Source organism: Paenibacillus sp. GCM10027627, from assembly GCF_042675505.1.
In the GTDB taxonomy this organism is placed as follows: Bacteria; Bacillota; Bacilli; order Paenibacillales; family Paenibacillaceae; genus Pristimantibacillus.
In genome coordinates this window covers 124,255-145,496 of the sequence record NZ_JBHTHB010000002.1, presented here as the reverse complement: position 1 = coordinate 145,496, position 21,242 = coordinate 124,255, and the positions used below count along the sequence as shown (strand labels likewise).

Below are 21,242 nucleotides of genomic sequence, written 5' to 3'. Positions count from 1 at the left end.
ACCCGGCTTGGGCTTCTTTTCTTATGTGATTTGGGCATCCAGTGGGCCATTACGAACGACTAATCGTTATTAATGAGCCTCGGAGCTTGTTGGATTGGCGGCTTGCTTGCGCTTGTTGGCCCAGTAGCCAATGCCGACCGTAAGTACTACAACGCCTAGAACGAATGCCCAATAAATGAGCTTGTTGTCTTCCAGCGCCCCGTTAAACTTCTTCTCGTGTGTAATCATCTTCGCAGCTGTATAAGCCAGTACAGCGGAACCGAGGTAAACGATCCAGCTAAACTTATTGATCAGCTTGATGAACAAGGTGCTTCCCCATACAACTACCGGCACGCTGATAATCAGGCCGAGAATGACAAGAATCATCTCATGCTCTGCATGCGAGGAGCCTTTTGCAGCGCCTGCAACGGCAAGCACGTTGTCAATGCCCATTGCGGCATCGGCAATAATGATTGTGCGGATAGACTGCCATAGCGTGTTGCCGGCCGTGATGTTGTCATGCGCATCATCTTGGACTAGAAGCTTGTATGCAATCCAAATGAGCAGCAAACCGCCTACCAGGTTCAGCCACGGTACTGCAAGCAACTGAACAACAAGCAAGGTTGCGATAACACGAATACCGACGGCGCCAACCGTACCCCAAATGACCGCTTGCTTTTGTTGATGAGGAGGGAGCTTGCGAGCTGCTAGTCCGATAACAATAGCGTTATCCCCGGCCAAGATGAGGTCGATAAAGACGATTGTCGCAAGGGCGGTGAAAAATTCGGCTGTGAAAAAATCCATATAACGTATCCTCCTTTCTTTAACTGTGCATATTGAAGTCTACAATAAATACGTCCATTCGGGAAGATGTGTTCATATTATTTATGGACATATTCTCCACGGCTTGTTCATACCTCTGGTAATAGAGGGGGAGATGGTTTGGACAGCATCTTTATTTTTCTTCAAATTGCGTTAATTAATGTATTGCTTAGCGGGGACAATGCGATCGTCATTGCAATGGCAAGCCAGCATCTTCCTGTCAAGCAGCGAAAGAAGGCAATCTGGTGGGGGGCATTCGCCGCCGTGGCGCTTCGTTGCGTCATGACGGTCGTCGCGCTTAAGCTGCTGCAAATTCCCTATTTGCAGGCGGCAGGCGCGATAATGCTGCTTTATATCGCTTTCAAGCTGTTGTCAGACGCCGGAGGCGATCATCATCCGCAGCATATGAAAAGGGCGGCTACGCTTGGGATGGCGATTTGGACGATCGTCACAGCCGACTTTATCATGAGCTTGGACAACGTGCTTGCCATCGCGGCTGTTGCCGAAGGCGATATCGTCCTTATTTTGCTCGGGATTGCGCTAAGCATTCCTATGATCATTTGGGGCAGCCAAATGTTGGGAACTTTGCTCGTCAAATTTCCTGCACTTGGCTATATCGGAGCGGCTTTGCTCGCTTATGCGGCAGGGGGGATGCTCATGCACGATCCGGGATTGGATAAGGCTTTATTCCATGGATCCTCTACGCTTACGGGGCTCATCCCGCTCCTGTGCGTTCCATTTGTCATTATGTTGGCGATCCTTCGAAAAAGGGCGAATTAAAGCGAAAGAGGCGGGCCTCACACGGCACGGCCTCTTTTTTTTGTTAAAGTGTCGACAGGTTACTGGTTTTTTTGCCGCAGTTCCTATAAACTAAGAAAAGAAAAAAACTGGCGTCTTTCGTCTGTCTATACGATCGATGTGGTAAGGAGCGGGATGAATATGCCTGCAAACAAATATTCCGCTGGAATTATTTTGCTGTTAGCCGGGGTCGTTATCTTGTTGGGCAAATTAGGGGTATTTAGCTTCTTGGGGGCTATTTTTTGGCCGTTGCTCGTTTTGATTCCGGGAGTGCTGCTGCATGTGCTCTATTTCGGCAGAGTGGTTCCGGCAGTTGCGCTTGTGCCTGGCGGAATGCTCGTTGTTTACGCATTGCTGTTTGTGATTTGCATCATTTTCGGTTGGGAGAGCATGAGATATTTGTGGCCGCTGTTTATATTCGGGGTGGCTGCGGGTCTTTATGAATATCACTTGTTCGGCTCCTCGGTACCGAAGATCGTATTCAAAATGGCGATTGCGCTCGCAGCCGCTTCCGTGCTGATGCTTGTCCTTATTTTGCTGTGGAGCTGGGGTATTTATCTGGTCGCGCTGCTCTGTATGGCGGCAGGGGCATGGATGATGTTCGGCACTCGCAAGCGCTGGTAAAAAAAGAGTAAAGCGATAAACGCTGCCGCCTTCGTTTCGAAGGCGCAGATTCGTTTATCGGACAAATATAAGCGAAATGATGCAGTTTGAATGTTTGAATCTGGATCGTTCCTTTTATTTAAATTCAAAATTGGAGTGGATTATTTCTTATGCAAGCAAGAGAGAACTTACGGAACATCGCTATTATTGCTCACGTTGACCACGGCAAAACAACTTTGGTTGACAAGCTGCTTCAACAATCGGGAACATTCAGAGAACATGAAGCGGTTCAAGAGCGCGCAATGGATTCCAACGATCTTGAACGTGAGCGCGGAATTACGATTCTCGCGAAAAATACGGCCATCACGTACAAAAACTATTTGATCAATATCGTGGATACGCCTGGACACGCCGATTTCGGCGGCGAAGTGGAACGGATTATGAAAATGGTTGACGGCGTTCTGCTTGTCGTTGACGCTTTTGAAGGCTGCATGCCGCAAACAAAATTTGTTTTGCGCAAGGCGCTTGAGCATCAGCTTACGCCAATTGTTGTCGTGAACAAAATCGACCGTCCTAACGCAAGACCGGTTGAAGTCATCGACGAAGTGCTCGATCTTTTCATCGAGCTTGGCGCAAACGACGAGCAGCTTGAATTCCCGGTTGTTTACGCATCGGCACTGATGGGCACATCGAGCCTTGACCCGGAAAAACAAGACGACAATATGATGGCTCTTTACGATACGATCGTAAGCCATATTCCTTCGCCAACTGAAAATGTAGAAGAGCCGCTTCAATTTTTGGTTACTTTGCTCGACTACAACGAATATTTGGGCCGGATCGCGATTGGCCGTGTAAACCGCGGTACGATCAAGCAAGGCCAACCTGTAGCGGTAATCGACCGTGACGGCAAAACAAAGCAAGCCCGTATCGAGAAGCTGTTTGGCTTCCAGGGCCTGAAGCGCGTTGAAATTCCAGAAGCCGGAGCGGGTGACATCGTCGCTATTGCGGGCATCCGTGAAATCAACATCGGCGAAACGATCGCTGATCCACAAAATCCAGAAGCGCTTCCTGTTCTGAAAATCGACGAGCCGACGCTGCAAATGACATTCCTAGTCAACAACAGCCCGTTCGCTGGCCGCGAAGGCAAGTGGGTCACTTCCCGCAAATTGCGCGAGCGTCTGTTCAAGGAGCTGGAAACGGACGTAGCGCTTCGCGTTGACGAAACGGAAAGCCCGGACGCTTTTGTCGTATCCGGCCGCGGCGAGCTTCACCTTGGCATTTTGATCGAAAATATGCGCCGTGAAGGTTATGAGCTGCAAGTATCCAAACCGGAAGTTATCGTTAAAGAAATCGATGGAATTAGACAAGAGCCGTATGAGCGCTTGCTAATCGATGTTCCGGAAGAGAGCATGGGCTCCGTTATGGAGAGCCTTGGAACGCGCAAAGCCGAAATGGTCAACATGATCAACAACGGCAACGGACAAGTGCGTCTGGAGTTTATTATTCCTGCGCGCGGCCTTATTGGCTACCGGACTTCGTTCTTGACGCTGACTCGCGGCTATGGCATTATGAACCACGCATTCGACAGCTACGGCCCGCTTGCGGGAACAGGTGTTGGCGGACGCCATCAGGGCGTGCTTGTTGCCAGCGAAAACGGCACATCGACTTTCTACGGCATGCTGGGAGTAGAGGATCGTGGTCTTATGTTCTTGGAGCCAGGTGCTGAAATTTACGAAGGCATGATCGTCGGCGAGCATAACCGCGACAACGACATCATTGTAAACATTTGTAAAGAGAAGCAGCTTTCCAACGTTCGTTCGGCAGGCAAAGACGATACTGTCAAGCTGAAAACGCCGGTAATCTTCTCCTTGGAGCAGGCGCTTGAATATTTGAACGACGATGAATACTGTGAAATTACGCCAAAATCGATTCGTCTCCGCAAGAAAATTTTGGTGAAGAGCGAGCGCGAGCGTGCGGAGAAACACCGCAAAATGTCTCAAGCAAACGCTTAAGCAAAACATCTCTTAGCTGTGCCGCAAGTTTCAAACTTGCGCTAGGGAGGTAAGCATTATGCAAGAATGGTTTAGCGAAAATATGCTCGTTTCATACCTTGTGATTTTAGGTTTTACGATCTTTATTTTCAATTCGGTATTTCGTCCGCAGCAGAAGCTTCCGTTGTTGAAGGAAGTGCTGGTCTACGTCTGTATGGCGATTGGCTGCTTTGTCATTACGATATTGCAGCTGATGGGACTGCCGATCATTCAATGTATGGCCATCGCCGTTTTTATGATGATGTTGCTTCGCGGCCGTCAATTGTACGATAAGTGGAAGAAAGGAAGAGCCATCAGAACCGAAACTCGCAACGCGGAAAACGGCAAATGAGGCTCGAAGACGCTCTCTTCAATTGGCTACAAATCAAAATAGTAGCGGAAGCGAGGCCCGGAGACGGAGCCGCGACCGATACACTGCTATTTTTTGAACAAGTGTTGCGGGAGGATCATGGTCTGGATTCGTTTGAACTACTGAAAACGGACGATACGATGATTCACGTCAGGTACGTCAAGGAAGCCCGCGCCAAGTTGCAGATGTATCCCCGGGAAACCGGGGAGCAGCTGCTGCAAGACATTATAAATAATCCCAAATACAATTGAGCTTGAAGGTGAAAGACATGAGCCAAGGTCCGACAGCATTGCCTCCTCGTTCACAAGGTCGCAGACCGGCAGGGACCGGCCACAACAGCGAAAAAAAACCTAAAAAACCGAAGAAAAAACGTTCGGCGCTTAAGGTGTTTTTTAGTTTATTGGTCGGATTGCTGCTTATTGCGGCAGGTTTGGTTGCTTATCTCTACTTTAAGACGTCAGACGCTATTGGAACGATTGGTCTCGACGAATCTCAAGCTACCGAAGTGCCGATTTCGGAATCCGTAAAGCAGAAGCCTGTGGCGTTTGTTCTTATGGGACTCGATTCGCGGGAAAAGGGCGGAAGCTTGAATACGGACGTGATGATGGTTGCGGCATTTAATCCCGTAACCAAAACAGCGACGGTCGTTTCCATTCCGCGCGATACATATGTAGAGGTTGACGGATACCGCGGTCGCAAGGCGAACCGGTTTTACGCCGATTTTTATACGGTGGCAAGACGGGATAAGGATATGGAGCAGCAAGCGGCAGAGCTTGAAGGCAAAAAATCCGTTAAAGATGTAATGGGCAAGCTGTTTGGCATCGACGTCAAATATGCGGGCATCATTAATTTCAAAGGGTTTATCGATGTCGTCGACAAGCTTGGCGGCGTTAAAGTGAATGTGGACATGCGGATGAAATACAAGGATTCGGCAGACGGAACCGATATTGACCTGCATGAAGGGGTACAGGTGTTGAAGGGCGAAGATGCGTTAGATTTTGTCCGTTACCGCAAATCGAATGACGGTACCAATATGTCCAGCGACTTTGACCGCAACCGCAGACAAAGCGAAGTAGTCGGAGCTATTGTGGACAAGATGCTGAGCATCGGAGGCATTACGAAAGTGGGCTCCGTCATCGACTCTGTCAGCAGCAATATTTCGATGGATATGCCGCAGAAAGAAATTAAGCGGATGATTGATCAGTATTTGTCCGTTCGCAGCAATGATATTGAGTTTATTTCACTTGAAGGCAAATGGAGAAGCCCTAATGTTTATGTGGATGAAGCCAGCCTTGAAAAAGCGCGCAGCGCCCTACAGGCAAAAATGGCTGAATGACCGTAGACCTCGGGTAATATAATAGCTATAATAAAGCTGAGAAGCTGCTTCTGAACAAACCTTTAGAAGGAGGTTATGCGGATGAGCAAAGAGAAACCGATCATGGTTGATCCGTTAGGCCCGGCGGGGCCGGTGGCCCATGCCGCGTACCTTATTGAGCTTCTTGAAATCGACCCGTTTAGCGGACAAGTGTGGCGTGAAGATTGCCTTCTTTATATGGGGAAAGCCTAGTGAGCATTCACTAGGCTTTTTGCGTCTTTAGGACAACTTTACCGTTTCTTAACGTTTGCGCGAAAGACTGGACGGTGTAGAGGCCTCACCTGCCACTCCGCCGGTTTCGTTATTTGCCGCTGGAGGAACAACATCGCGCGGCAGCTGAGGAACGATACGTCCCATGATGTCTGCCAATTCTTCGGCGAATCCGGCAACTGGACGGCCGTTGCGAACATCGGTACCGATTTCCTCCAATCGTTTGGAAAGGTCAAGGTCCGCCGTAACGTAAGCATCTATCCCGTAAGGGTCGTTACGGAACGCTTCCGCTACAGAATATTTAATCGTTCCGACGCGCGAGCGCTCCAAGGAGCCTTCAACATCGATGCCGACGATAGCGGTATGGCCTACTATGACGCAATGGGCGTTTTGTACACCGTCGATGCCTTTGGCCAGCGATTCCAGATGCGCTTCTACCTCGGCGCGATTTTCAATCAGCTTTTTGCCGCCTTCGTTATGCGTTTGCACTTGACCATTATTTTGCGGAGAGGGTGATGTCTCGTAACGGGTTCCGCAGCCTGTTGCTACAACCGCAATCATCGTTGCCGCTATTAGCCATTTGTACATGTGTATCACCTCGTAGTGGTATGAGTCGCGCAGTATCGCTTATTGGATAGTCTGTCCGCTGTTAGCGGCGGCTATGTATGAAAGGGTATATCCGACGCCGGGAGGGTTCTCATGAAAAAAATATTCGTGCTCGATACCAACGTTTTGCTTCATGATCCGCAATCGCTCTTCTCATTTGACGACAACGAGGTCATCATCCCTGCGGTAGTGCTGGAAGAGATCGATTCCAAAAAACGATTGGCCGATGAGCTAGGCCGCAATGCGCGGTCTGTTTCGAGAATCCTTGACCAAATGAGAGAGCAAGGCCACTTGCACAAGGGGATTTCGCTTCCGGGAGGCGGAATTTTGAAGGTGGAGCTGAACCATCGGAGTTTTGTCCGGGTGCAGGAAATGTTTGGAGAAATGTCGAACGACAATCGGATTTTGGCTGTGGCTCTTAATTACAGCAATGAGCAGGAATCGGTGGAGGAAGCGCTGAGACGAAGCGTTGTCCTTGTTAGCAAGGATGTTCTAGTCCGAATTAAAGCGGATGTGCTTGGCTTGCAAGCTCAAGACTATTTATCGGACCGCGTGCTCGACAATTCGGAGTTTTATGCTGGAAATTTAACGCTTCATGTACATCCGTCGGTCATCGACGAATTTTATTCCTACCGCTTTTTAAGCGTAAATCATTTACAGCTCAAAAATAGGCTGAACCCTAACGAATTTGTCATTTTGCGGGATGAGATGGGAACGTCCAAATCGGCTCTGCTTAAGGTGAGCTCCGACGGCAACAGGTTGGAGCCGCTGTTTCTTAGCAACGATCCTGTGTGGGGAATAACGGCGCGCAACGCTCAGCAGCGCATGGCGCTTGAGCTATTGCTGAACGACGACATTCCGCTCGTTACCTTGTCGGGGAAGGCGGGGACAGGCAAAACGTTGCTTGCACTCGCCGCCGGCCTTCTTAAGGTAGAAGATGAGCATAAATATAAAAAACTGCTGATTGCAAGGCCAGTTGTGCCAATGGGGAAAGATATCGGATATTTGCCGGGGGAGAAGGAAGAGAAGCTGCGGCCTTGGATGCAGCCTATTTACGACAACTTGGAGTTTTTGTTCGATACGAAAAAAGCGGGGGATATTGAAAAAATATTAATGGGCATGGGCAGCATTCAAGTCGAGGCGTTGACCTATATTAGAGGCCGGTCTATTCCCGGTCAGTTTATTATTATCGACGAAGCGCAAAACTTAACGAAGCATGAAGTCAAAACGATCGTTTCCCGTGTAGGCGAAGGCAGCAAAATTGTACTAATGGGCGATCCCGGCCAAATCGACCATCCTTATTTGGACTCGATCAGCAACGGCTTGACCCATATTGTAGAGAAGTTTAAGCGAGAGCCGATTAGCGGCCATGTCACCTTGGAAAAAGGAGAGCGGTCTAAATTGGCGCAGTTTGCCGCAGATTTGTTGTAATAGCTATTTTATCGAATCATCATTCCAATAACATTTAAGCTAAACCTAGCTTGAATGTTATTTTTTTGCTATTCTATTCCCATAACTAGGTAGGCGGAAAGGAAGAAGGCCGTGTCTCCCCGCAAAAATACACCTTTGCTTATCGGCGCATTGCTTTTAGCCGCATTGCTGCTTTTTTATTTTTACCGAACAGTAGATCCTGTTTGGAGTCCTGTTCGTTCCACAGGTGAAGTTCAGCTCAAACAGTCTGTAAGCGGAGAGCCTAAATCTAGTGGGCAGATCGATATTAATGTAACCGTTTCCTTGCCAAATTATTCCTTTTCAAAACTATGGGAGCAAACGGAAAGATTTATGGACAAATATCCCCATATTAAAGTGCATCTGGCTAACGAGTTTCAGTTAGAGGATCGTTACGATCATGTATCGGCGCAGCTCGGACAAGGGGTAGCACCCGACGTGCTGTTGCTCGACAATAGCTGGATTGTCCCTTTCGCCGTTAAAGGGTATTTAAAGCCAAATGACAGCTTAATGACGGGCGATGTATTATCCGATCAATTGATAGGCTTGATTGAGCCGCTTAAGTGGAACGGCTATTTGTGGGGCACTCCATTTTCTATCAATCCTTACGTTATCGTTTGGAACAAAGAGCTATTGGCTGAGGCTGGTCTTGCCGAACCGCCGAGCAATTGGGAGAGCTGCTTAGCTTTATGGGAGAAACTTCACAATTCTCAAGATGGGCAAGATACAAGTCGCTTGCTTACTCATTTTAGTCCCGGAGATTTGCTTCAGCTGCTGGTCTTTTTGTCGCGATTCGATACAGAACAAAGCGGTTTCATGGATTTAAAAGCATTTTCCCCGAGCCAGCGGGAGCGATTGATGGGGCTGCAAGCTTTATCTACCGGGATTTCTTCCGTCTCTATGGATAGAAAAGAGCAGCTGAACGAGCTTATTGCCCAGAACAGGCTGCTGGTGCTTGCGCTCCCGTGGGGGGACTTGAATGCGTTGTCCGAGCCTGCTCAGGACAAGCTGCTCATTGAAAAAAATACGATTTATTATCCGTGGATGAACGGGAGCAGCTTCGTTATTTATTCCGGAAGCCGCTCAGAAACGGAATCGATGTTATGGATTCAAGAAATGACGAGCGATTACGCAAGCGGGATGAGAGATTCCGGGTATAAGGGGGAGCTGCCAGTGAGGGCATCCTCTTATTTGGAGCATGTTCAGTGGGCGAACTCCTCTGGCGATTTGCCCCCGACCTGGTGGTATGAAGCGCTTCATCAAAAGGAGGAAGAAGGAAAGACGATTACCTCCGATCCCATTTGGCCGGAAAGATGGCAGAGATGGGCAACGGCATGGCGGATTCACTCCTCCGCAGCTTCTCCGCATTTCGAGGCTTTTATGGAGGCGATACAGCCAGATGATCCATCATAAAAAAAGCCGGCCCGCGCCTCAGTGGCGCGAGCCGATCTAATATTAAAGCTTTATAAGGACAAAGCCAGTTTGATGATTAATTCCCCTTCATTTACGTCTACTTCTTTTGCTTTCAGGAAGGCTAATATGAGTCCGGGATAAAAGCCGAGGTCAAAATCTTTTTCCAAAGCTTTACGTGTAGTGTCTGGAAGAGAAAATCCGTTAAACAGCAACTCGTCGACATGAAAAATAATGCCGTTTTTCGGTTCCTCTTGCACGCTGTAATGACCGGAAATGCTAATTTCCATATCGTCCCGCTTGCCAGACGCGATAATTTTGTCTTCCTGAAAGCTGAACGTAAAGTTTTCAAACATTTGATCTTGTTCTCTTAAAAATTCATTCAACTTCTCTTCGGGAACACGAATCGTATATTGCAAGCCCTTTGTCTCCAGCATCTCTTTATTGTCCTGAACCCATGCGGGCAGCTCGCGCATAGCTTTGGAAAGGGCTTTGAAATAGCTTCGCACTTCCGTCATCCCGGCCGTTTCCCAAAAGCTCGTCAGCTCGTCGATCATCAGCTTGATTCTTTCGCCGTCCGATCGACTTTTCAGCTCCTCGTCTAGCTGAGCTTCCAGTGCCAGTACCCGTTCCTTTTGCGCATATAACTTTTGCTCTGTGGCGGCAAGCGCCGCTTGTTTGACTTCCAATTGTTTGTACTGTTCCTGTAAATCCCGATATTGCCCGATATAACCGTTTAAGATCCGTTTGTCTTTCGAAACGATAAGATCGATATAGTCCCATATTTCAAAGAAGTTAGTAATGGACTTGGCCGATAAAAGAGCGGAGTAGAGCATGTCCCTCTCTCCCATGTAATAAGCCTTCAAAACTTTCCCTGCTTTCTTTTGTTCCTTCGCGATGGTCAGCTCTTGTTTGTCCAACTGCTCCTCAGCATCCGCCATCGTCAGCAGCAGCGCTTCCTTTTGCTCCCCGATCCGAAGTATTTCTTTATCGATTTCGACTACGGACAAGCTTTTTTCCAGAAGGGAATGAATATCCTCTGAGGACTCCGGCTGCTGCTCGGCAAATACGGGAAGATGGAGCAATATAAGGGCGCAGGCTGCGATTGCCGCAATAGCGGTTGCCAAGCGGCCGCGGGTAGTCGTTTCAGTCAACGTCATCCTCCCTCCTCAGGGACTAGTTTATGCGGAAGCCTATTCTATTATATCTTACAATTGGAAAAGGGTGAACGTCCTATGGCAGAGCCGGATACGCCGCTGCTTACGCTTCTGCGGGAGCGGATCGCAAATTCTCCTCTTAAAGGCGAGTATACATTGAAATCAGGAGTCAAAGGAACGGTTCCTTGTTTGACCTTCCGGGATTACATGGAGGCTTGTTTATATGAACCCGAATATGGCTATTATCGCTCAGGACCTCTCCGAGTCGGCAAAGACGGCGATTTTTATACAAGCTCCGCCGTTGGGGATGTGATGGGCGAGGTGTTGGCCAGATACACGCTCGCTAATGCCAATGCCGCAAGAACAAATGGCCCGTCTTCAATTGTAGAATGGGGAGCGGGGACGGGAAAGCTATCGGCTGCTACTGCATCTGCTGGAATGAAACTGACCCCCGCTTGGGAGAAGCTTTACTCTATTTTGCTGATTGAGGATCATCCTGCCCATGCGGCGGCGATAGAGCAGTCTTTTCGTCAGGGGGGCCTCGACAACATGCCGGTTGTGATGCCGTCCAGCGCGGTTTGGGCCGGCAAAGCTGCGGATTGGTTTTCAAAAGGGCCTTCGCTATTGATCGCAAATGAGTTGCTCGATGCGTTTCCCGTTCACCGCATTGCCCGAAGGGGCGGCAAGCTTGTGGAACTTGGAGTAGCGATTTCTCCTTCAGACGAATTGGTCGATGTGGAAATGACTTTGAGGGACGGGCATATCGAGAGCTGGCTTGAGCGGGATGGAATTCGGCTGCTGGAAGGTCAAACGACAGAGGTGTGCGCGGATGCGAGGGATTGGCTGCTTCGGGTGGGTGGACTGCTCATAAGCGGCAGTCAAATGATGCTTATCGATTATGGGCATGAAGCGGAGGAATATGCGGCCAATCACCGAATGAACGGGACGCTGATGGCCTATTGGAATCACCGCGCAGGGGACGAGCCGCTTCTGTTTCCCGGACAGCGCGACATTACGGCTCATGTTTCATTTACGTTTATTCGCGCTTCTGCGGAAGAAGCAGGCTTCCGAGTTGTTTATTTCAATACGCAAAAGCAATTTTTGGCCGATTTTGGAGCGTTCGAACTGCTGCAAAATCATGACGGTCAAGATCCGTTTAGCGCCGCAGCCAAAAGAAACCGGGCTGTGCGGCAGCTGCTGCTTAGCGATGGCATGAGCGAAAGCTTTAAAGTGATGATTTTGGAAAAGGATTAAAAAAGGCTGTCTCTTAGATGAGCTGCCTCCCTTCAAGCGGAATGGATCCGGCTTAAAGGGAGGCAGCTTATCAGAGACAGCCTTTGTTGTTTCGGTGGAAAAAATTAGAATGGCAAGTCCATCTTGAAGACCGACCAATAGGTGAATCCAATGAAGGAAACCGCCATATATCCCCAAAACATCAATATGTACGTTCTTTCGGAGAAATTCAAGTAGCCTAAAAATACGAAAGCTACGGCTTGTGCAAAGAACAAGAGCGCAAACTCCGTCATGTGACCGGCAAAAGCCATAAGTCCGATGACTAAGCACCAAAAACCAAGTACCCGATACATGCGTGCCATGATACATCCCCCTTTATTCCAGACCCGATTTTCTAAATTTCATTATAACGTTTGCATTTGTCAGTGTAAACCTGAAACATTGACGAATTGGCAAATTTTTTGAGTTATATTAAAGTGTCTTTCGTTAGTTTGCTCAACATTCCTCCGAATCATGTATGAGTCCGCAAAAAAATGGTTATACAAATTAGTATCCAATAGATTCTATGAACTCTACCAAGGGCATAGAGATAAGTAAGCGCTTTTTACGTTAGGAGGTTTTGATTGCATGACAGCAGTTAGACAAGATGCGTGGAGTCCGGACGATGATCTTATTCTCGCCGAGGTGACTCTACGCCATATTCGCGAAGGAAGTACGCAGCTCTCCGCGTTTGAAGAAGTGGGAGAGAGAATAGGACGCACATCGGCGGCCTGTGGATTCAGATGGAATAGTTGCGTTCGCAAACGCTATGAGGATGCTATTCAAATTGCAAAGCAGCAGCGTCAAAAACGAAATTATTTAAAAAAGCAAACCGTTACGGCAACGTCGCAAGTTTCTTCGCTGGCAGTTTTTGAGGTGGAGGATCGGATTTACAAGGGGGATGTTGCAACGCTTGATGAAGGATTGTCGGTAGACGCCGTCATTCGATTCCTGCGTGGCTTTAAAACAACCTATCAAGATTTATCGCGGCAAATCAAATTGTTTGAAAAAGACTTGAAAGAAAAAGAAGAAGAGCTTTACCGCCTCAGGAACGAAAATGAAAGATTAGCAAAAGAAGCGAGCAGCGCTCAAACCGACTATCGCACCGTCAATGACGATTACAAAACGTTGATTCAAATTATGGATCGGGCTCGCAGACTGACGGTTTTATCGAGTGAAGAGGAAGCAAAACCTCGGTTCAAAATGGACGCCAATGGAAACTTGGAGCGAATTGAATAAGCTTTCGTCAAAGCGACTAAAGCCCGCCGTTGTTCAAAACGGCGGGCTTTTCAATGGGAAAGAGCCCGGTGTATAATACGACTCATAATGGAAAGACATGGGGCGGGAGGACAATACATGCAAGTCGAAGTGATCGGCGGGGGAGCCATCGGACTGTTGCTTGCCTCAAAGCTGGCGCTAGCCGGATGCAGGGCAACCGTATGGACGAGGTCGGAGGAGCAAAGCGCCGCGATTCAGGCTGAAGGCATCCAGTTGGTTAGTGAAGATGGCCTGAGGCAAAGCGTGACGGCTAATGTCTCAGCTCTTTCCTTTCATGAAAGCAACATAGGGAAGGTTCATTTAACCGGGACAAGCTGCATTTTGTTATGTGTGAAGCAAACGGCCGTGGATGATCTATTTATTTCGCTTTTGCAAAAGCTTGTTGCCCGAACACCTAATGGGACATCGATAATCGCCTTGCAAAACGGAATCGGGCATATGGAGCGGCTAGCTTCTGCACTTGCCCCCTTCCCGGTTTATGCGGCTGTTACTGCGGCGGGGGCAAAGCGGGAAAGTGGAACGACGGTTCGCCATACGGGGGAAGGGCCCATTTTTATAAGTGAAGAGGCTCATCACCAATGCCGCAATAGAGGTGAAAAGGACGCAATATCTCAAAAAATGTTGCTTGAAGCGCTGGAAAAGGCAGGATTTCAAGCATTTCTGTCGAATGATATGAAAAATCGCATTTTCCAAAAATTGCTCGTAAACGCCGTCATCAATCCGCTGACAGCGATTTTTGATGTCCAAAACGGGGAGCTGCCGCTACATTCCAGTCGGTTGAAGTGGATGCGGGAGCTGCATGACGAAACGAAATCGATATTAGTACAAGCAGGCATGGCTGATCATGCGGGAAGCTGGGAGCAAATCCTTGACGTATGCAGGAAGACAAGCGGCAACGTTTCTTCCATGCTCGGGGATGTGCGGGCGGGCCGGCAAACGGAAATTCGTTCCATTAACGGGGCAGTTGCGGAGCTAGCAGCAAGGAATAAAGGGTATGCGCCGCTGAATGGAGCGGTTGTTGCATTAATTGAAGCATTGGGACGCGACTTTACGGGAGAGGGGATACGGAATGGGCGCGATATGGGATAGCATCAAGCTGGTTTATACGGCACTTGCGGTTATACCGGTGCTGCCCTTTGCCATTGTGTTGTTCGGATACGGCGCTTATATTCAAAACCGAAAAAAAGCGCTTATTATGGCGATGGACGTATCGACCGTGTTTTTTATTTTATGCGTATCGGCGTTATTGAATATATTGTTCGACAGCGCTTTTGGCCTGTACGGCATTTTGCTTTTTATGCTGCTTGGCGGGGGACTGCTCGGCAACGCGCAATTCCGCAAGCGCGGCAATGTCGATGTGAAGCGGGTGTTCCGGGCCATTTGGAGAATCAGTTTTTTTGCAATGAGTACGCTATATGTTTTGCTTATGATTATTTTGCTCGGAAGGATCGTTTTTACAGTGGCCTAAATACGACGTTTTTGCATGGGGCAAAAACGTTTTTCTTTTTGACGGGCAGCTTCCACATTGTGTACAATGGCTACATACTTAAAGCGGGAGGTTGAGGCTGCGATATGCCGACACAAACATACCAGCTTCCCATTGCACAGCCTTTGGCGGAAGCTTACATAAATAGGACGGATCACCGTCTTGCCGAAATATACGGTTATGATGCCGGGAATGAGCTGGATTGGAACAAAAGGCTGGATTCCTTGAACAGCCGGAAGGAAACGAGAGCGGCTGCGGCGGATATCGCCAGCGTTCTTCGCATTTATAATGAAGCTTTGGGCGCGTCGCCTCAGACGATGCTTTCGATCGGAGCCATTGCCGAAGGAGCGCCGGTTGTTGTCGGAGGGCAGCAAGCCGGGTTATGGACAGGTCCTCTGCTAGTAATTCATAAAGCGGTATCGATCATCGGTGCGGCCAAATCGGCCAGCAAGCAGCTTGGCGTGCCCGTTGTGCCTGTATTTTGGATCGCCGGAGAAGATCATGATTGGGATGAAGCGAATCATGCTTACGTCATATCGGCGGAGCAAGAGCTCAAAAAATTAGCCGTGCCGCGCCCGGAAGGGCCTAGAACTTCCGTCAGCCGGACGAAGCTTGCTCCTGAAACGTGGGAGCATCTTTTAGGAGAGCTGGAGCAGTCGCTCCCTCATTCCGAGTTTAAACCTCAGATGCTGGAGAAGCTGACCGGCATGTGCAGCGAGTCCGGCAGTTTATCGGAGCTATTCGCGCGAGTGCTGAGTCATTTGTTCGGCGAGGAAGGTCTCGTTCTTCTTGATGCGGATGATGAGGGAGTCAGACGGCTGGAGTCGCCCATGTTCGAGAAGGTTCTGCGCCGCAACGACGAACTTGAAGCCGCTTATACCGCTTCTGCGCAAAGATTGAAAGACATGGGCTACACCCTGCAAGCGGATGTTGTTCCAGGCAGCGCCAATTTGTTCCTTTTCCATCCGGATCGGGGAGAGGAGCGGATTCTCCTTCATAAGAAGGATGGATATTTCCGCGACCGCAAGGACCAAGACGAATGGACGCTGGAACAGCTGCTTGTACTAGCGGAGCGCGAGCCCCGGCTATTCAGCAATAACGTGTTGACGCGTCCGCTAATGCAAGACTATTTGTTCCCTGTTCTCGCTGCTGTGCTTGGTCCCGGAGAAATTGCTTATTGGGGAATGACGGGAGAGGCGTTCCGAACGCTCGGCATGGAAATGCCGATTCTAGTCCCGCGTATGTCTTTTACACTGGTGGAGGGCATCATTGCCAAAAATATGGCGAAATACGAGCTCACCTTTGGCGATGTGATGGATTCCTTCGAAATACGGAAGGAACAATGGCTGAAAGCGCAGGACACCCTTGCCATCGAGGAGAAGTTTGGGGCGGTGAAGGATGTTTTCCAAAGCATGTACGGGCCGCTCATTGAGCTAGCCGGTTCTATCCAGCCTGGACTGACGAAGCTGGGCGAAACGAACATGGCCAAAATTTTGGAGCAGATCGGTTATATGGAAGCAAAAACATCCGATGCGCACAATAAGCAATTCGAAGCTGCAACTAGACAACTGGACCGGATCGCGCTAACTTTGCGCCCAAGCGGCAAACCGCAGGAGCGGGTGCTTTCTATGGTCGCTTATTGGAACCGTTATGGCGAGGCTTGGCTGACGAAGCTGCTAGAGACGCCTTACAGCCGTGTTGGCGGTCATGAAATCGTGTATTTATAAAATATTAAAATAGATTATTTCATGGAGGGAACAAAATTGACGAATGCATTGCAAAACAGCATTATTGCCGATCCGTCGCTTGCGCCGGAAGGACATTTGAAAATCGATTGGGCCAGCGCTCATATGCCGGTGCTTAACTCCATTAAAGAGCAGTTCCAAAAGGAACAGCCGTTTAAAGGGCTGAAAGTGACGATCTCGCTCCATTTGGAAGCAAAAACGGCTTATTTGGCTAAAGTTGTACAAGCGGGCGGAGCCGAAGTGACCATTACGGGCAGCAATCCGCTTTCCACTCAAGATGATGTTTGCGCAGCGCTTGTAGAAGACGGCATTACCGTATTTGCGAAATACAATCCATCGCCTGCTGAGTTTAAAGCACTTAATGTAAAAGCGTTGGAGAGCAAGCCTGACTTAATCATCGATGACGGCGGCGATTTGGTTACGCTGCTGCACTCGGATTATAAGGAACTGGGCGTCAACGTGCGCGGCGGCGCGGAAGAAACAACGACGGGCATTATCCGGCTAAGAGCGATTGAAAAAGAAGGTACGCTGACATTCCCGATGGTTGCCGTTAATGATGCGTTCTGCAAATATTTGTTCGACAATCGTTATGGAACGGGCCAATCCGTATTTGACGGCATTAACCGGACAACAAACCTTGTCGTTGCGGGCAAAACGGTTGTTGTTGTTGGGTATGGCTGGTGCGGCAAAGGGGTTGCGATGCGGGCGAAGGGGCTTGGAGCAACCGTTATCGTAACGGAAATTGACGCCATTAAAGCGGTTGAAGCTTACATGGACGGATTTGCCGTTATGCCGATGGAGGAAGCGGCGAAGCACGGTGACATCTTTGTTACAGTGACCGGCAATCGCGACGTTATTCGCGGAGAACACTACAAAGTGATGAAAAATGGCGCTATCTTGTCCAATGCCGGTCATTTCGATGTAGAAGTTAACGTCGTTGAGCTTACAGCGATGGCGACGAGCAAACGTACAGTGCGCCGCAATATCGAAGAATTCAAGATGGAAGACGGGCGCAGCATTTATTTGCTGGCTGAAGGAAGATTGGTCAATTTGGCGGCTGGCGACGGCCATCCTGCGGAAATAATGGACATGACCTTTGCGCTTCAAGCCTTGTCCCTGAAATATGTTAACGATCAGTACCAATCGATCGGGAGCAAAGTAGTGAACGTCCCATATGAGCTGGACGAGCAGGTTGCCCGCCTTAAGCTGGAATCGCTCGGATTTAGCATCGACAAGCTGTCGCAAGAGCAGATCGCTTATTTGGGCAGCTGGACGGAATAAAATAGAAATAGCTAGAAACGCCTTTCGTTTTGCCGGCAGCGGTAAAACGAAAGGCGTTTTTTTGTGCGGGGCGGTCGCAAATCCCCCTAGAAAGTATAAAAAATCGATTTTACTTCCTGTATATTCCATAAAGTAATTATGTTAAGTTAGGAGAAAATCGATAGGGGATGAAAAATTGACCATGAATAAGCTCTTTATTGGTTTGGTTACGATTATACTGGCTGCTTTTCTTATAACGGGATGCAGTGACGGGGTATTAGCTCCCGAGTCGCAGCAGAGTCCAAAGACGACCGAATCGGCACAGCCTTCGGGGACTGCAAACGTCTCCCCGTCCCCAAAGGCGGAAGCCCCGGCTAACAAGCTGGAGGAAATGCACGAAACGATCGTCAAGAGCAAGCCGCAAATCCATAGTGTGCTCGTATCTCGCGACAACGAGCTCCTTTTTGAAAAATACTATAACGACAATTCGGACAAAACGCTGCATCAAATCAGATCCGTTACGAAAAGCTTTACATCCGCTTTAATAGGTATCGCTATACAAGAAGGCTTCATTAAAGACATCGATCAAAAGGCTGCCGATTATTTTCCAGATTATATAACGGAAGAAACCGATCCAGCGGTGAGGGACATTACCATCCGGCATTTATTGACGATGACTTCCGGCATCCCGTATCAATATACTAAATATAACGAATGGATATCCGTAGCCAATCCGATTGAACGAGCGTTTGGACTAGGGACGGTTTCGAGTCCTGGAGAACGTTTCACCTACAACGATCCGGCTACTCATATATTGTCGGGCATATTAACAGCTGCCACCGGCATGCAGGCGAGTGATTTTGCCGACCGATACCTGTTTCAGCCCCTTCAAATCAGCTCCTATGATTGGCCGACCGACCCGCAAGGCAACAATATCGGGGCCGCCGAGCTGACGTTGACGTCGAGGGATATGCTGAAGTTTGGGCAGCTTTACTTAAACAGAGGAGAGTGGGAAGGAAAACAGGTCGTTCCAGCATCATGGGTAGACGAATCCGTCTCTGCAAAGACGGATGGGGGCATGCCTTCCGGAGGGAAATACGGCTATTTGTGGTGGGTATCGAACATCGGTGATTATGAGAGCTTTTATGCGATGGGATATGGCGGGCAGTTTATTTATGTTGTCCCTGATCTTAAGCTTGTTGCCGTCATCACATCCGGTCTGAGCAGGCATTATGAAGAAAATAAAGGATTGGTGGAAGCGTATATCGTTCCTTTTTTCGAACAATAATTGGTTGAATGATTAGAGAGATTAGCATTAGTCCATTAGACCCTATTCCAAATAAAGGGTATTAAATTAAGACTGTGGAACTACTTGTATATAAATAATTAGTCTCAGATTATTAATATGCTAAATTAATTTTTTAAAATCCTGCTCCCGGAGCAGGATTTTTATTTTAGGTGGCGAACTACTGTATCCTAGTGGGGGAAAGTGGGGCAAAGTGGAGCAATTAGGGGAAGGAGTGGAGCGGAATCATGTTTATGGGGGAATACCAACATAGCATTGATGAGAAAGGGCGTATCATTATCCCTTCGAAATTCCGCGATTCGCTCGGGTCCGCTTTTATTGCGACAAGAGGTCTCGATCATTGTTTGTTTGTTTATCCGATGAGCGAATGGAGCTTGCTTGAGCAGAAGCTGAAAACATTGCCGCTCATGAAATCGGACGCCCGCGCGTTTACCCGGTTTTTTTTCTCAGGGGCGACGGAATGCGAGCTGGACAAACAGGGAAGGGTAAATTTACCCGCTCATCTGCGCGAATATGCCAAGCTGGACAAGGATTGTATGGTGCTTGGCGTCTCTAACAGGGTGGAAATTTGGAGCAAGGGAACTTGGGACGGCTATTATGAGCAGTCCGAACAGGCGTTTAACGAAATTGCCGAAAAGCTGGTTGATTTCGACTTCAACTTCTAGCGCAACACTTAAATATAGCAAGGATTGGCATCAGGAATGGGAGGACTTAAGCGTGTTTCAGCATACGACGGTTTTATTGGAGGAAGCGGTTGACGGTTTGGCGATCAAGCCGAACGGCATATATGTGGATTGCACCCTTGGAGGAGCGGGACATAGCGAGCTTATTGCATCCCGCTTGGGAGAGGGAGGACGTTTAATCGCATTCGACCAGGACGACTGGGCGCATGAGAACGCACGCAAGAGGCTTTCGCCATTTATGGACAAAGTGACGCTGGTTAAGAGCAACTTCCGCTACTTGGAACAGGAGCTTCGAGGCTGCGGAGTGCCGATGTCCGGAGGAGTTCCGCAAGTAGACGGTATTTTGTTTGACCTTGGCGTATCAAGCCCGCAGCTGGATGAGGCGGAAAGAGGCTTTAGCTACAATCACGATGCGCCTCTTGATATGCGGATGGACCGCGAAAGCGATCTTACCGCTCATGAAATCGTGAATACTTGGGAAGAACGCGACATTTCGCGCATTTTGGACCGTTACGGCGAGGAGAAATTTGCCCGCAACATTGCCAAAAACATAGTGAAACAAAGAGCGGTTGCCCCGATCGAACAAACGGGAGAGCTAGCGGAACTTATTAAGCTGTCTATCCCCGCCGCAACGAGAAGAACCGGCGGTCATCCCGCCAAACGTTCCTTCCAAGCGCTGCGTATCGCGGTGAACGACGAGTTGGGAGCTGAAGAGGAAGCGCTGGAACAAAGCATCAGATGTTTGGCGCCGGGCGGCAGAGTGTCCGTCATTACGTTCCACTCCTTGGAGGATCGGATTTGCAAGCAGCTTTTTGTAAAAAATGTAGAAAAGTGCACATGCCCGCCTGATTTCCCGCTATGCGTGTGCGGCAGCAAAGGCATCTTGAAACTTGTAACCCGCAAGCCGATTCTCCCTAGCGAGAACGAGCTTGAGATGAATCCTAGAGCAAGATCCGCAAAATTAAGAGTAGCCGAAAAATTGTAAGAGGGGGATATCTAGTGGCATACGTAAATGGCAATCTTGCGCTTCAGCCGAAGCGCAAACCGCAGCAGAAGCAAGTTATCCGCGAAACAAAAAAAGTCGTAGTCAAACGCAAGTCCTTGCCGGTTCAGGAGAAGTTGCTTTACCTGTTTACGGTTTTGATATGCGTTGTCGTTGCCGGCGTTATTATTTTTCGTTACGCCCAAATCTATGATATGAACCTTCAGATTAAAAAGATGAATACCGAGCATCAAACGATGAACATCGAGCTGGAAGAGTTGAAAAAACAAGTAGAGATGTTGAGAGACCCGGAGCGCATCCGGAAAATGGCAGAGACGCAAGGAATGGTCAGCAGCTTTGAAAACAGCATCACGGTAAAAAAAGGCCCTGTCGATCCCAGTACGGCAATGCGTGAGTAAGG

At 48.8% G+C, this 21,242-nt stretch carries 23 protein-coding genes; 19 read left to right on the top strand and 4 right to left on the bottom strand.

All coding sequences use genetic code 11. The features are described from left to right. Window positions 1–69 precede the first annotated feature (69 nt). Window positions 70–783: a TerC family protein gene (locus ACFQZE_RS08715; protein ID WP_379355846.1), complete on the bottom strand. Its 714-nt coding sequence runs from the start codon at window positions 781–783 to the stop codon at window positions 70–72. A 138-nt stretch (window positions 784–921) separates the two neighbouring features. On the opposite strand from ACFQZE_RS08715, the gene ACFQZE_RS08710 reads away from it, so the two are divergent. The 7 genes from ACFQZE_RS08710 (at window position 922) to ACFQZE_RS08680 (ending at window position 6,169) form a co-directional block, all read left to right on the top strand. After that, window positions 922–1,581, top strand: a complete 660-nt coding sequence (locus ACFQZE_RS08710; protein WP_379355844.1) for a TerC family protein — start codon at window positions 922–924, stop codon at window positions 1,579–1,581. A 159-nt stretch (window positions 1,582–1,740) separates the two neighbouring features. Next, window positions 1,741–2,223 carry a hypothetical protein gene (locus ACFQZE_RS08705; RefSeq protein WP_379355842.1) on the top strand — a complete coding sequence of 161 codons (483 nt, stop codon included), beginning with the start codon at window positions 1,741–1,743 and terminating at the stop codon, window positions 2,221–2,223. A 149-nt stretch (window positions 2,224–2,372) separates the two neighbouring features. Further along, window positions 2,373–4,214 (top strand): translational GTPase TypA, encoded by a 1,842-nt coding sequence (typA, locus tag ACFQZE_RS08700; RefSeq protein WP_379355840.1) that lies wholly within the window; start codon window positions 2,373–2,375, stop codon window positions 4,212–4,214. A 58-nt stretch (window positions 4,215–4,272) separates the two neighbouring features. Further along, window positions 4,273–4,584, top strand: a complete 312-nt coding sequence (locus ACFQZE_RS08695) for a YlaH-like family protein (RefSeq protein WP_379355838.1) — start codon at window positions 4,273–4,275, stop codon at window positions 4,582–4,584. Beyond that, on the top strand, window positions 4,581–4,853 hold the full coding sequence (locus ACFQZE_RS08690; RefSeq protein WP_379355836.1) for a hypothetical protein: 273 nt from the start codon (window positions 4,581–4,583) through the stop codon (window positions 4,851–4,853). The genes ACFQZE_RS08695 and ACFQZE_RS08690 overlap by 4 nt, the downstream gene beginning before the upstream one ends. Window positions 4,854–4,870: 17 nt before the next feature. Beyond that, window positions 4,871–5,938 carry an LCP family protein gene (locus ACFQZE_RS08685; protein WP_379355834.1) on the top strand — a complete coding sequence of 356 codons (1,068 nt, stop codon included), beginning with the start codon at window positions 4,871–4,873 and terminating at the stop codon, window positions 5,936–5,938. 81 nt (window positions 5,939–6,019) lie between these two features. Then, on the top strand, window positions 6,020–6,169 hold the full coding sequence (locus tag ACFQZE_RS08680; protein WP_379355832.1) for a hypothetical protein: 150 nt from the start codon (window positions 6,020–6,022) through the stop codon (window positions 6,167–6,169). Between the two features lie 48 nt (window positions 6,170–6,217). Here ACFQZE_RS08680 and ACFQZE_RS08675 read toward each other — a convergent pair whose 3' ends face one another. Then, on the bottom strand, window positions 6,218–6,775 hold the full coding sequence (locus ACFQZE_RS08675) for a YhcN/YlaJ family sporulation lipoprotein (protein WP_379355830.1): 558 nt from the start codon (window positions 6,773–6,775) through the stop codon (window positions 6,218–6,220). Window positions 6,776–6,886: 111 nt separating this feature from the next. Between ACFQZE_RS08675 and ACFQZE_RS08670 the strand changes: the two genes are divergently transcribed. Both ACFQZE_RS08670 and ACFQZE_RS08665 read left to right on the top strand, forming a co-directional pair. Further along, window positions 6,887–8,224 (top strand): PhoH family protein, encoded by a 1,338-nt coding sequence (locus ACFQZE_RS08670; protein ID WP_379355828.1) that lies wholly within the window; start codon window positions 6,887–6,889, stop codon window positions 8,222–8,224. Window positions 8,225–8,335: 111 nt separating this feature from the next. After that, entirely contained in the window at window positions 8,336–9,655 is a 1,320-nt protein-coding gene (locus ACFQZE_RS08665; protein WP_379355826.1) for an ABC transporter substrate-binding protein, read from the top strand. A 50-nt stretch (window positions 9,656–9,705) separates the two neighbouring features. Here the strand turns inward: ACFQZE_RS08665 and ACFQZE_RS08660 are convergent, their stop codons facing one another. After that, on the bottom strand, window positions 9,706–10,806 hold the full coding sequence (locus tag ACFQZE_RS08660; protein WP_379355824.1) for a coiled-coil domain-containing protein: 1,101 nt from the start codon (window positions 10,804–10,806) through the stop codon (window positions 9,706–9,708). 81 nt (window positions 10,807–10,887) lie between these two features. Here ACFQZE_RS08660 and ACFQZE_RS08655 point away from each other — a divergent pair, with 81 nt between their 5' ends. Next, window positions 10,888–12,063, top strand: coding sequence for a class I SAM-dependent methyltransferase (locus ACFQZE_RS08655; RefSeq protein WP_379355822.1), 1,176 nt, complete (start codon window positions 10,888–10,890; stop codon window positions 12,061–12,063). Between the two features lie 104 nt (window positions 12,064–12,167). Here the strand turns inward: ACFQZE_RS08655 and ACFQZE_RS08650 are convergent, their stop codons facing one another. After that, entirely contained in the window at window positions 12,168–12,404 is a 237-nt protein-coding gene (locus tag ACFQZE_RS08650) for a DUF2626 domain-containing protein (RefSeq protein ID WP_379355820.1), read from the bottom strand. Window positions 12,405–12,669: 265 nt separating this feature from the next. Between ACFQZE_RS08650 and ACFQZE_RS08645 the strand changes: the two genes are divergently transcribed. From ACFQZE_RS08645 to ftsL, 9 genes are all read left to right on the top strand, one after another. Beyond that, a complete protein-coding gene (locus tag ACFQZE_RS08645; protein ID WP_379355818.1) occupies window positions 12,670–13,320 on the top strand; it encodes an RsfA family transcriptional regulator in 651 nt (216 codons plus the stop codon). A 117-nt stretch (window positions 13,321–13,437) separates the two neighbouring features. Continuing rightward, the gene (locus ACFQZE_RS08640) at window positions 13,438–14,448 is read left to right on the top strand and encodes a ketopantoate reductase family protein (protein ID WP_379355816.1); all 1,011 of its coding nucleotides are present in this window, start codon (window positions 13,438–13,440) and stop codon (window positions 14,446–14,448) included. Next, entirely contained in the window at window positions 14,429–14,827 is a 399-nt protein-coding gene (locus tag ACFQZE_RS08635; protein ID WP_379355814.1) for a DUF3397 domain-containing protein, read from the top strand. Before ACFQZE_RS08640 ends, ACFQZE_RS08635 begins: the two co-directional genes overlap by 20 nt. Window positions 14,828–14,931: 104 nt before the next feature. Then, window positions 14,932–16,572 (top strand): bacillithiol biosynthesis cysteine-adding enzyme BshC, encoded by a 1,641-nt coding sequence (gene bshC / locus ACFQZE_RS08630; protein WP_379355812.1) that lies wholly within the window; start codon window positions 14,932–14,934, stop codon window positions 16,570–16,572. A gap of 21 nt (window positions 16,573–16,593) precedes the next feature. Beyond that, on the top strand, window positions 16,594–17,871 hold the full coding sequence (locus ACFQZE_RS08625) for an adenosylhomocysteinase (RefSeq protein ID WP_379355810.1): 1,278 nt from the start codon (window positions 16,594–16,596) through the stop codon (window positions 17,869–17,871). A gap of 181 nt (window positions 17,872–18,052) precedes the next feature. Further along, window positions 18,053–19,138 (top strand): serine hydrolase domain-containing protein, encoded by a 1,086-nt coding sequence (locus tag ACFQZE_RS08620; protein WP_379355808.1) that lies wholly within the window; start codon window positions 18,053–18,055, stop codon window positions 19,136–19,138. A 245-nt stretch (window positions 19,139–19,383) separates the two neighbouring features. After that, entirely contained in the window at window positions 19,384–19,821 is a 438-nt protein-coding gene (gene mraZ / locus ACFQZE_RS08615; protein ID WP_379355806.1) for a division/cell wall cluster transcriptional repressor MraZ, read from the top strand. Window positions 19,822–19,873: 52 nt separating this feature from the next. Continuing rightward, entirely contained in the window at window positions 19,874–20,824 is a 951-nt protein-coding gene (rsmH, locus tag ACFQZE_RS08610) for a 16S rRNA (cytosine(1402)-N(4))-methyltransferase RsmH (RefSeq protein ID WP_379355804.1), read from the top strand. Between the two features lie 14 nt (window positions 20,825–20,838). Continuing rightward, on the top strand, window positions 20,839–21,240 hold the full coding sequence (ftsL, locus tag ACFQZE_RS08605; protein ID WP_379355802.1) for a cell division protein FtsL: 402 nt from the start codon (window positions 20,839–20,841) through the stop codon (window positions 21,238–21,240). Window positions 21,241–21,242: the final 2 nt, after the last annotated feature.

Excerpts from the sequence above, each read along its gene's own strand:
- ACFQZE_RS08680 (WP_379355832.1), top strand. The coding sequence starts at position 6,020 with ATGAGCAAAGAGAAACCGATCATGGTTGATCCGTTAGGCCCGGCGGGG.
- ACFQZE_RS08695 (WP_379355838.1), top strand. The coding sequence starts at position 4,273 with ATGCAAGAATGGTTTAGCGAAAATATGCTCGTTTCATACCTTGTGATT.
- typA (WP_379355840.1), top strand. The coding sequence starts at position 2,373 with ATGCAAGCAAGAGAGAACTTACGGAACATCGCTATTATTGCTCACGTT.
- ACFQZE_RS08650 (WP_379355820.1), bottom strand. The coding sequence starts at position 12,404 with ATGGCACGCATGTATCGGGTACTTGGTTTTTGGTGCTTAGTCATCGGA.
- ACFQZE_RS08625 (WP_379355810.1), top strand. The coding sequence starts at position 16,594 with ATGGAGGGAACAAAATTGACGAATGCATTGCAAAACAGCATTATTGCC.
- ACFQZE_RS08620 (WP_379355808.1), top strand. The coding sequence starts at position 18,053 with ATGAATAAGCTCTTTATTGGTTTGGTTACGATTATACTGGCTGCTTTT.
- bshC (WP_379355812.1), top strand. The coding sequence starts at position 14,932 with ATGCCGACACAAACATACCAGCTTCCCATTGCACAGCCTTTGGCGGAA.
- ACFQZE_RS08715 (WP_379355846.1), bottom strand. The coding sequence starts at position 783 with ATGGATTTTTTCACAGCCGAATTTTTCACCGCCCTTGCGACAATCGTC.
- ACFQZE_RS08635 (WP_379355814.1), top strand. The coding sequence starts at position 14,429 with ATGGGCGCGATATGGGATAGCATCAAGCTGGTTTATACGGCACTTGCG.
- ACFQZE_RS08690 (WP_379355836.1), top strand. The coding sequence starts at position 4,581 with ATGAGGCTCGAAGACGCTCTCTTCAATTGGCTACAAATCAAAATAGTA.
- mraZ (WP_379355806.1), top strand. The coding sequence starts at position 19,384 with ATGTTTATGGGGGAATACCAACATAGCATTGATGAGAAAGGGCGTATC.
- ACFQZE_RS08675 (WP_379355830.1), bottom strand. The coding sequence starts at position 6,775 with ATGTACAAATGGCTAATAGCGGCAACGATGATTGCGGTTGTAGCAACA.
- ACFQZE_RS08670 (WP_379355828.1), top strand. The coding sequence starts at position 6,887 with ATGAAAAAAATATTCGTGCTCGATACCAACGTTTTGCTTCATGATCCG.
- ACFQZE_RS08685 (WP_379355834.1), top strand. The coding sequence starts at position 4,871 with ATGAGCCAAGGTCCGACAGCATTGCCTCCTCGTTCACAAGGTCGCAGA.
- ACFQZE_RS08655 (WP_379355822.1), top strand. The coding sequence starts at position 10,888 with ATGGCAGAGCCGGATACGCCGCTGCTTACGCTTCTGCGGGAGCGGATC.
- ACFQZE_RS08640 (WP_379355816.1), top strand. The coding sequence starts at position 13,438 with ATGCAAGTCGAAGTGATCGGCGGGGGAGCCATCGGACTGTTGCTTGCC.
- ACFQZE_RS08645 (WP_379355818.1), top strand. The coding sequence starts at position 12,670 with ATGACAGCAGTTAGACAAGATGCGTGGAGTCCGGACGATGATCTTATT.
- ACFQZE_RS08705 (WP_379355842.1), top strand. The coding sequence starts at position 1,741 with ATGCCTGCAAACAAATATTCCGCTGGAATTATTTTGCTGTTAGCCGGG.